A 6,831-nucleotide genomic window follows, 5' to 3' on the forward strand; every position below is an offset into this window, starting at 1 on the left:
CCTCCTACACTACAAAACAAAAGACTGACACCACCTTAGCGGGAATCAGCCTTTTATTACACATTTTGTTTATTTAAAAATGATAGACAAAACAGACAATCCTCACCCTTACGTGAACTTCCAAAATGAACATGGCAAACATGGAAGCCCTCTTGGTAGAGGCGAGCTAAGTTATCATATCCCTCACCAATATCTAGCGGACTCTCTTTCTTTACTTCAGCAGCTTGTACGGAGTTTGTATTAGAAAGTAGTTCTTCTAGACGTGTACGTAGATGATGATTTTCTGTTTCAAGTGCCTTATGCTCTTCCATCATTAACGCTACAAATTGTTTCAATGCACCAAATTGCTCTTGCATTGCTTCGAGCTGTTGTTCGAACTCCATAACGGTATCTAAGAAATTACGGTCCTTCACCCAAGCCACCTCGTTAAATTCTCTATCTTAAATAAGATTTTTTTCGCATGCTAGCAGTTCTTCTAGTGTATACTCAACTGTGCGTTCCTGCTCATGTAAATATACTTGAATAAGTCTTTCCAGCACATTTAGCCCTACTACTTTCCCACGGCCATCTGGTGTCATTGTTATCTCACCAACATCTGGCATGCCCTCTTTTGCTTCTTCATATTCATCATTTTCATACTTTAAGCAACACATTAAACGTCCACAAAGGCCAGATATTTTTGAAGGATTTAATGATAAGTTTTGATCTTTAGCCATTTTAATAGAAACAGGCTCAAAATCACCCAAAAATGTGGAGCAGCAAAGCATTCTACCACATGGACCGATACCACCTAAAAGCTTGGCTTCATCACGCACACCGATTTGACGAAGTTCAATACGTGTTCTAAAAACCGAGGCTAAATCTTTTACTAGATCCCTAAAATCAACTCGTCCTTCAGCTGTAAAGTAAAAAATAATTTTATTACGATCAAATGTATATTCAACATCTACAAGTTTCATTTCTAAATTATGCTCTATAATTTTCGTACTAGCGAGCTCAAATGCACGCTTTGATTCCGCTGCATTTTCTTCTACTTGTATACGATCACGATCATCTGCTGGTCTAAGTACTTGTTTTAGTGGTAATACAACATCATTATCACCCACTACCTTTTGAGGGACAACTACTTTTCCATACTCTACACCGCGGGCTGTCTCTACAATAACATATTGACTATCCTCTAGTAGAAATGATGCCGGATCAAAATAATATATTTTACCCGCCTTTTTAAAGCGGACTCCTACTACATTATACAAATGTATATCCCTCCTGCAGATTTAGCATTAACTGCTCCATCAATAACGTCCTATTCATGTTACGCTGTAAAGAGGCACGTGCTTGTAAAATAGATTCCATCTGATTTGATAATCTCTCATAAGTGGAATATAGCGCAACTTCTTTAAATAGTGGTAACATGTCTGGATAAGTACAAGCTGCCTCGGGATTAGCTTTTATTGACACTATATCACGGTAAGCAAATAGTAGTAAATCCAATGCTTGCTCCATCTCACTTTTTTCTTTAAAGTGAGGCAACCACTCTTCATGCACAATAAGCAATGCTTCGTGTACATTTTGCCGAATGGCCTCTACTAATTTTAACACTGTTTTTCGAGCGAGTGCAAACTGCTCATCATTTGCTAAAAATATCGCTGTTTCTACCTCGTTTGTCATCATGCTTACTGTTGAGGCCATTGAATGAGAGATATTATTTTCCTGTAAATGCTTCAACAAAACATGACGTGGCATTTTTTGGAATTTGATATGTTGACAACGAGAACGGATAGTTGGAAGTATTGACTGCATTTGCTCTGTTAGTAATATGGCAGTTACTTCTCCTTCTGGCTCCTCTAAAAATTTAAGTATCATATTTGCAGAGGCTGTATTAAGACGGTCTGCATGATGAAGCACATAAATCTTACGTCCTTCTTCTACACCCACCATTTTCATTTCTCCAATGAGCTCTCGCATCTGATCAATTTTTATGAATTGACCATCTGGATAAATTTGATGAATATTTGGATGATTTCCCGAATCTACACGTTTGCAATTTCGACATGTTTCACATGGAACATTTCCATTTGGTTGCTCGCATAACATTAATTTGACAAAAAAGTGCATAATATCTGCCTTGCCTGTCCCTTTTTCGCCATCAAAAATATATGCATGTGCTAATCTATTCTTGTCAAATATTGTTTGAAGCTGCTTCATTACGACTGGTTGCAGTGTGAGTAGCTCTTCAACATTCTTGGCCATACATTTAAATTCCTTCCTGTCTCTACAACAAAAAGTGATACTTTCTTGCACTCTTGTAAAGAAATATTGCAGTTGTTTACTTTAATGACGAGTAGCCATATCAACATTTGAAAAAAGCCCGCGCCTAAATGAGAACGAGACACGGGTTTTACATATATAAATTAATTAGTAAGCCTTTAATTTCACCGATTTTATCAAGAAGATCTATGGCTTCTTTTTCTTCGTCTAAAAGATCCTGTGCAAGTTCGACAAGACGTGTATCAATGGTTTCAATGATTTTCAGACGTCTTCCTTCACCAAAACGATTCCAAGTATGTGATTGTTTTAACTCCATACCATGTTCTACTGTCTCTTGTAGAAATCGTTTAACAAGCATTTTAAACCTAGCAAGTTCTCGTAAATTACGTGATCTAGCTACTCGGTCCCCTGCAGTAGATATATCCCCTAACAAACGCGTGAGTTGTTCTGTTTGCAGCTTATTACCTTGCTTGACGACCATATCTCCAAATCGGTTATTTTGATTATTATTTTGTAGTGGCTCTTTGCGATTTGTATTTAACCCGACACGTATATCTTGATTAATCTTCAAGCTAGTTTCGCCCCCACAGTTTTATCTATTTCTCCTAGGCATAATCGTTTTTAAATAAAATGTTCAATAGTAACAAATAATTCATGATTTAGCTTCGGAGGCTACTTTTTAAAAATGATGGAATTGTTCAATCGGTAAAACAAATACGGTAGCTCCTCCCACCTCTACAGGGTAAGGTATATAGGAATCAGCATTTCCTCCTAACGGAGAAACGGGTGCAACCATTTGCTCTCTTGCCCGACAATTATCCCGAATAATATCTAAAAGTTTGGGTATGAGAGAGTCTTCAGTTCCTATAAGAAATGTCGTATTTCCTGAACGTAAAAATCCTCCTGTGCTCGCTAATTTAGTTGCGCGAAACTGATTTTTCGTTAAAGCATTTGATAAGCGGCTGCTATCCTGATCTTGCACTACAGCTACGACTAACTTCATTCGCACTCACCCCTTTTATAAAATTCACTAGATAGATTTCAATTCTATTCGTAAGCCTTAGCTTATAAATAATTATCTTAGTTCATCGAAAGTTTAAACTACTGTTGAACTAGAGGAACATCAGCATGTTGACATAAAAACTCTATAAGAAAATTTTAAAAGAGACATCTACAAGGTTCCCTAAACACATAATGTATCTACACAAAGGTGTGTCAGACCTAATAGGTACTTCCACAAATGATGCCCTCTTAGTGAAGATAAATTAATGGATAATATCATTATATCACATTGTTGTAGACAACTTCATGCATTTACTGCATTGCTTCCAATAATAATAACCATACATCTTCCACAACATTTTCAATATCTTGATCTGCGTTGACTACACGTATTCGCTCTGGATACTGCTCTACTAATTGTAAATATCCTTCACGTACCTTCTGATGAAACGGCAAGCTTTCAACGTCTAAGCGGTTTACTTCCCGATTGCCAGTTGCATGAATACGCGCTAAGCCAACCTCTGGAGCAAGATCAAATAGTATGGTCACGTCAGGTAATTTCTTCCCAATAGCAAATTCATTAATAGAAAGCACCTCATTGACACCTATACCTCTTGCATATCCTTGATAGGCTAAAGAGGAATCGATAAAACGGTCACATATCACTAACTTCCCTGCATCTAATGCAGGACGTACTTTTTCAAAATAATGCTGGCTTCTTGCTGCAGCATATAACAATGCCTCTGTTCGTTCATCCATAGCAGTATGTGCAGGATTCAAAATAATCGTTCTTATTTTTTCTGCAATCTCAATTCCACCTGGTTCTCTTGTTGCTAGAACTTCAATATTTTTTTCTGTTAATCGCTTTGCTATCATTTGAATGACCGTTGTTTTTCCTGCTCCCTCTGGTCCTTCAAATGTGATAAATAAATTGCTATTCATGCTGTTATTGCCTCCAACTATTTAATAACCTGAATCATTTTTTCTGCTAAACGATGATTCCCCTGGAATGTTGCACCTGCTGCTAGTAGCTCTTCCAATTGACTTAACTTAGCTACTGTTATTCTTTCTCCTGGTACTAATAATGGTATCCCAGGTGGATAAGGAATGATCATATTTGCTGAAATTCGCCCCATTGTACGCATATATGGTAACCATTCTTTCTTTAATGATGCAACCTCATTAAAGGTATATAGAGGCTCAGTAATCGGTACAAAATGATAGGCTGTTTGAGAAGCCGTTATGCTATCTGTTTTAGCTGTGTTTAATAGCGTTGATATAGCCTCTTTTATACGAACCCTGATTTCAGCAAATGGGTAGGTATGTCCTTGCTTCAGCAAAGGTAACACAAATAAAACCTGATTGGCATCTGCCAGTTCCCCATACACATGCTTTGCCTCTAATGCCTCCTGTAATTGAAAGCCACTATAACCATTAACACGTAACAATACTTTAAGTGGATCATCTACTTCAATTACTTCTAATGATCCAATTGCTCGTAATGCATCTATCCATTGATTCTTTTTTTCTATTATATATGCCCCATCACTCTCCATATATGTCTGTACATAATAACGAGCATCATCTAATGATGCTAATAATAAGTAAGATGGGCTACTAGATTGTAACATGCGTAAGTAGTGATGTATTTTGTCAGCCTCTATCAATTGCGACTTAACATGCATAAAAGAAGCCATCGTCATAGCAGGTAGAGTCTTATGGGCTGATTGAACAACAACGTCTGCTCCAAGTGTCAATGCAGATGGCTGAAATAGCGTACATGCATTAAAATGAGCGCCATGTGCTTCATCCACCAATACAGGTATTCCCTTCTCATGACAATAAGCAATTTGTTGCTGTATTTCATTCGAAGTCATCCCATAATAAGTAGGATATGTTAAAACTACTGCTTTCGCCTCTGAATAATTTTCTACGGCTTCTTTTAAATCTCTATAAGTTACATGTGTCGCCGACAATGTCCGTTCATCCCATAGCGGCGACACAAAAATTGGCTTAGCCCCAACAAGTTCAATAGCATGGAAAATTGATTTATGTGCATTACGCTGAACAATAATGGTATCACCTTTGTTACAAGTAGCATAAATCATTGCTAAATTGCCAACAGTAGACCCTCCTACTAAAAAGAAGCTCTTCGTTGCCCCATATGTATCTGCCAATAGATTTTCGGCTTCTAAGATCATTTCCTCAGGGTAATGTAGATCATCTAATCCCGATAATTCAGTTACATCATAACGCATTACATCTTTAAATGCTTGAGGAAGGTGGGACAGTTCGCCATATTTATGACCTGGGACATGAAAAGAAATATTTTGTTGCTGTCGAAAACGTTCTAACCCTTCTATAATTGGTTTTTTCTTTTGCAAAACAAACACCCATTTTCGTTAGATTCTCGTTTAATTATACGAAATTATAACGAGAGAAAAAAGCTATCCTTCCACAAGGTAATCCACTTTATTTAGTAAACAACCTTTTCATCAAAATTAATCACCGCTTGATATCATTATCGTTGACGCTTCATCCAAAAATAGAGTCATCTATACCTAAATCATCTTTTTGCAGCCGTAAGAGTTGCTTATTAAAATAAAACCGATTATTGCTGTTATCTGTAATAATCGGTTAACCACTTATTTTCATATCACTAGTCTTGTAATGCTTGAATGGCCATTGCTTCCACTAATTGCTCTATCAGTCGAGGTACAAAATTATCTAATACTGGATTCATCATTCCTGCTAAAAATCCACTAGCTTTCATTGTTAAATTACCAATCAGTTGTGGTGATTCATTTTGATTTTGTATTATTTCAAAAGACCCATTACCAATTATCGGATCAGATAAACCCTCTAAATCAAACTGTATTTGATGAGCATCAGATTTTTTTACTTTAAGTTTTACTTTAACAGCTTTTTTAATTATGCCAAAGTCTCCTTGGAAAACCCAGATCATATCGTCTTCATTTAGTAATTCGTGATGTAAGTAACCTGGTATTAAAACAGCCCATTGTTCTCTATTTTGAACAAAATTCTCTAATTTTTCTTTCTGTATATTGATTTCCTTACTACATTGTCCTGTTGCCACTCCATTGCACCCCTTTGTTTATTTTTATCGCTCTATTAAACTTTAACATTTTATAGGTTTCTATATAAACAAAAAAACCACTGAATTCTCAGTGGTTACTAATTTGCCTAGCGACGTCCTACTCTCACAGGGGGAAGCCCCCAACTACCATCGGCGCTAAAGAGCTTAACTTCCGTGTTCGGTATGGGAACGGGTGTGACCTCTTTGCCATCATCACTAGACTTTTATTCGACCTCCAATACACGGCGTATTACTGCGTCTTGAAGCTCTCTTTTTTTATTGAAAGATTTGTTCTTTCAAAACTGGATAAACGGTGCATTGAATGTTTCAAACTTTTTGGTTAAGTCCTCGATCGATTAGTATTCGTCAGCTCCATGTGTCACCACACTTCCACCTCGAACCTATCTACCTCATCGTCTTTGAGGGATCTTACTTACTTGCGTAATGGGAAATCTCATCTT

8 protein-coding genes and 2 rRNA genes are annotated in these 6,831 nt (G+C 37.0%); all 10 read right to left on the reverse strand.

All coding sequences use genetic code 11. From position 1 onward, the window contains the following. Positions 1 to 56: 56 nt before the first annotated feature. Complete coding sequence (yabA, locus tag JIN86_RS22950) at positions 57 to 413, reverse strand: DNA replication initiation control protein YabA (protein ID WP_004229222.1); 357 nt, start codon at positions 411 to 413, stop codon at positions 57 to 59. A gap of 27 nt (positions 414 to 440) precedes the next feature. Further along, positions 441 to 1,256, reverse strand: a complete 816-nt coding sequence (locus JIN86_RS22955; RefSeq protein ID WP_048395431.1) for a PSP1 domain-containing protein — start codon at positions 1,254 to 1,256, stop codon at positions 441 to 443. Beyond that, positions 1,249 to 2,253: a DNA polymerase III subunit delta' gene (holB, locus tag JIN86_RS22960; RefSeq protein ID WP_004229226.1), complete on the reverse strand. Its 1,005-nt coding sequence runs from the start codon at positions 2,251 to 2,253 to the stop codon at positions 1,249 to 1,251. The genes JIN86_RS22955 and holB overlap by 8 nt, the downstream gene beginning before the upstream one ends. A 148-nt stretch (positions 2,254 to 2,401) precedes the next feature. Then, positions 2,402 to 2,842 (reverse strand): YaaR family protein, encoded by a 441-nt coding sequence (locus JIN86_RS22965; RefSeq protein WP_004229228.1) that lies wholly within the window; start codon positions 2,840 to 2,842, stop codon positions 2,402 to 2,404. Between the two features lie 108 nt (positions 2,843 to 2,950). Continuing rightward, positions 2,951 to 3,274 carry a cyclic-di-AMP receptor gene (locus JIN86_RS22970; protein ID WP_202342956.1) on the reverse strand — a complete coding sequence of 108 codons (324 nt, stop codon included), beginning with the start codon at positions 3,272 to 3,274 and terminating at the stop codon, positions 2,951 to 2,953. A gap of 311 nt (positions 3,275 to 3,585) precedes the next feature. After that, positions 3,586 to 4,215 (reverse strand): dTMP kinase, encoded by a 630-nt coding sequence (tmk, locus tag JIN86_RS22975; protein ID WP_004229232.1) that lies wholly within the window; start codon positions 4,213 to 4,215, stop codon positions 3,586 to 3,588. Positions 4,216 to 4,232: 17 nt separating this feature from the next. Next, positions 4,233 to 5,657 (reverse strand): aminotransferase class I/II-fold pyridoxal phosphate-dependent enzyme, encoded by a 1,425-nt coding sequence (locus tag JIN86_RS22980; protein ID WP_237497405.1) that lies wholly within the window; start codon positions 5,655 to 5,657, stop codon positions 4,233 to 4,235. A 275-nt stretch (positions 5,658 to 5,932) separates the two neighbouring features. Continuing rightward, positions 5,933 to 6,370: an SRPBCC domain-containing protein gene (locus JIN86_RS22985; protein ID WP_202342958.1), complete on the reverse strand. Its 438-nt coding sequence runs from the start codon at positions 6,368 to 6,370 to the stop codon at positions 5,933 to 5,935. A gap of 105 nt (positions 6,371 to 6,475) precedes the next feature. Continuing rightward, positions 6,476 to 6,591, reverse strand: a 5S ribosomal RNA gene (gene rrf, locus JIN86_RS22990). Positions 6,592 to 6,706: 115 nt separating this feature from the next. Beyond that, positions 6,707 to 6,831, reverse strand: a 23S ribosomal RNA gene (locus JIN86_RS22995); the annotation flags it as partial.

Source organism: Lysinibacillus sp. HST-98 (assembly GCF_016757845.1).
GTDB lineage: Bacteria > Bacillota > Bacilli > Bacillales_A > Planococcaceae > Lysinibacillus > Lysinibacillus capsici.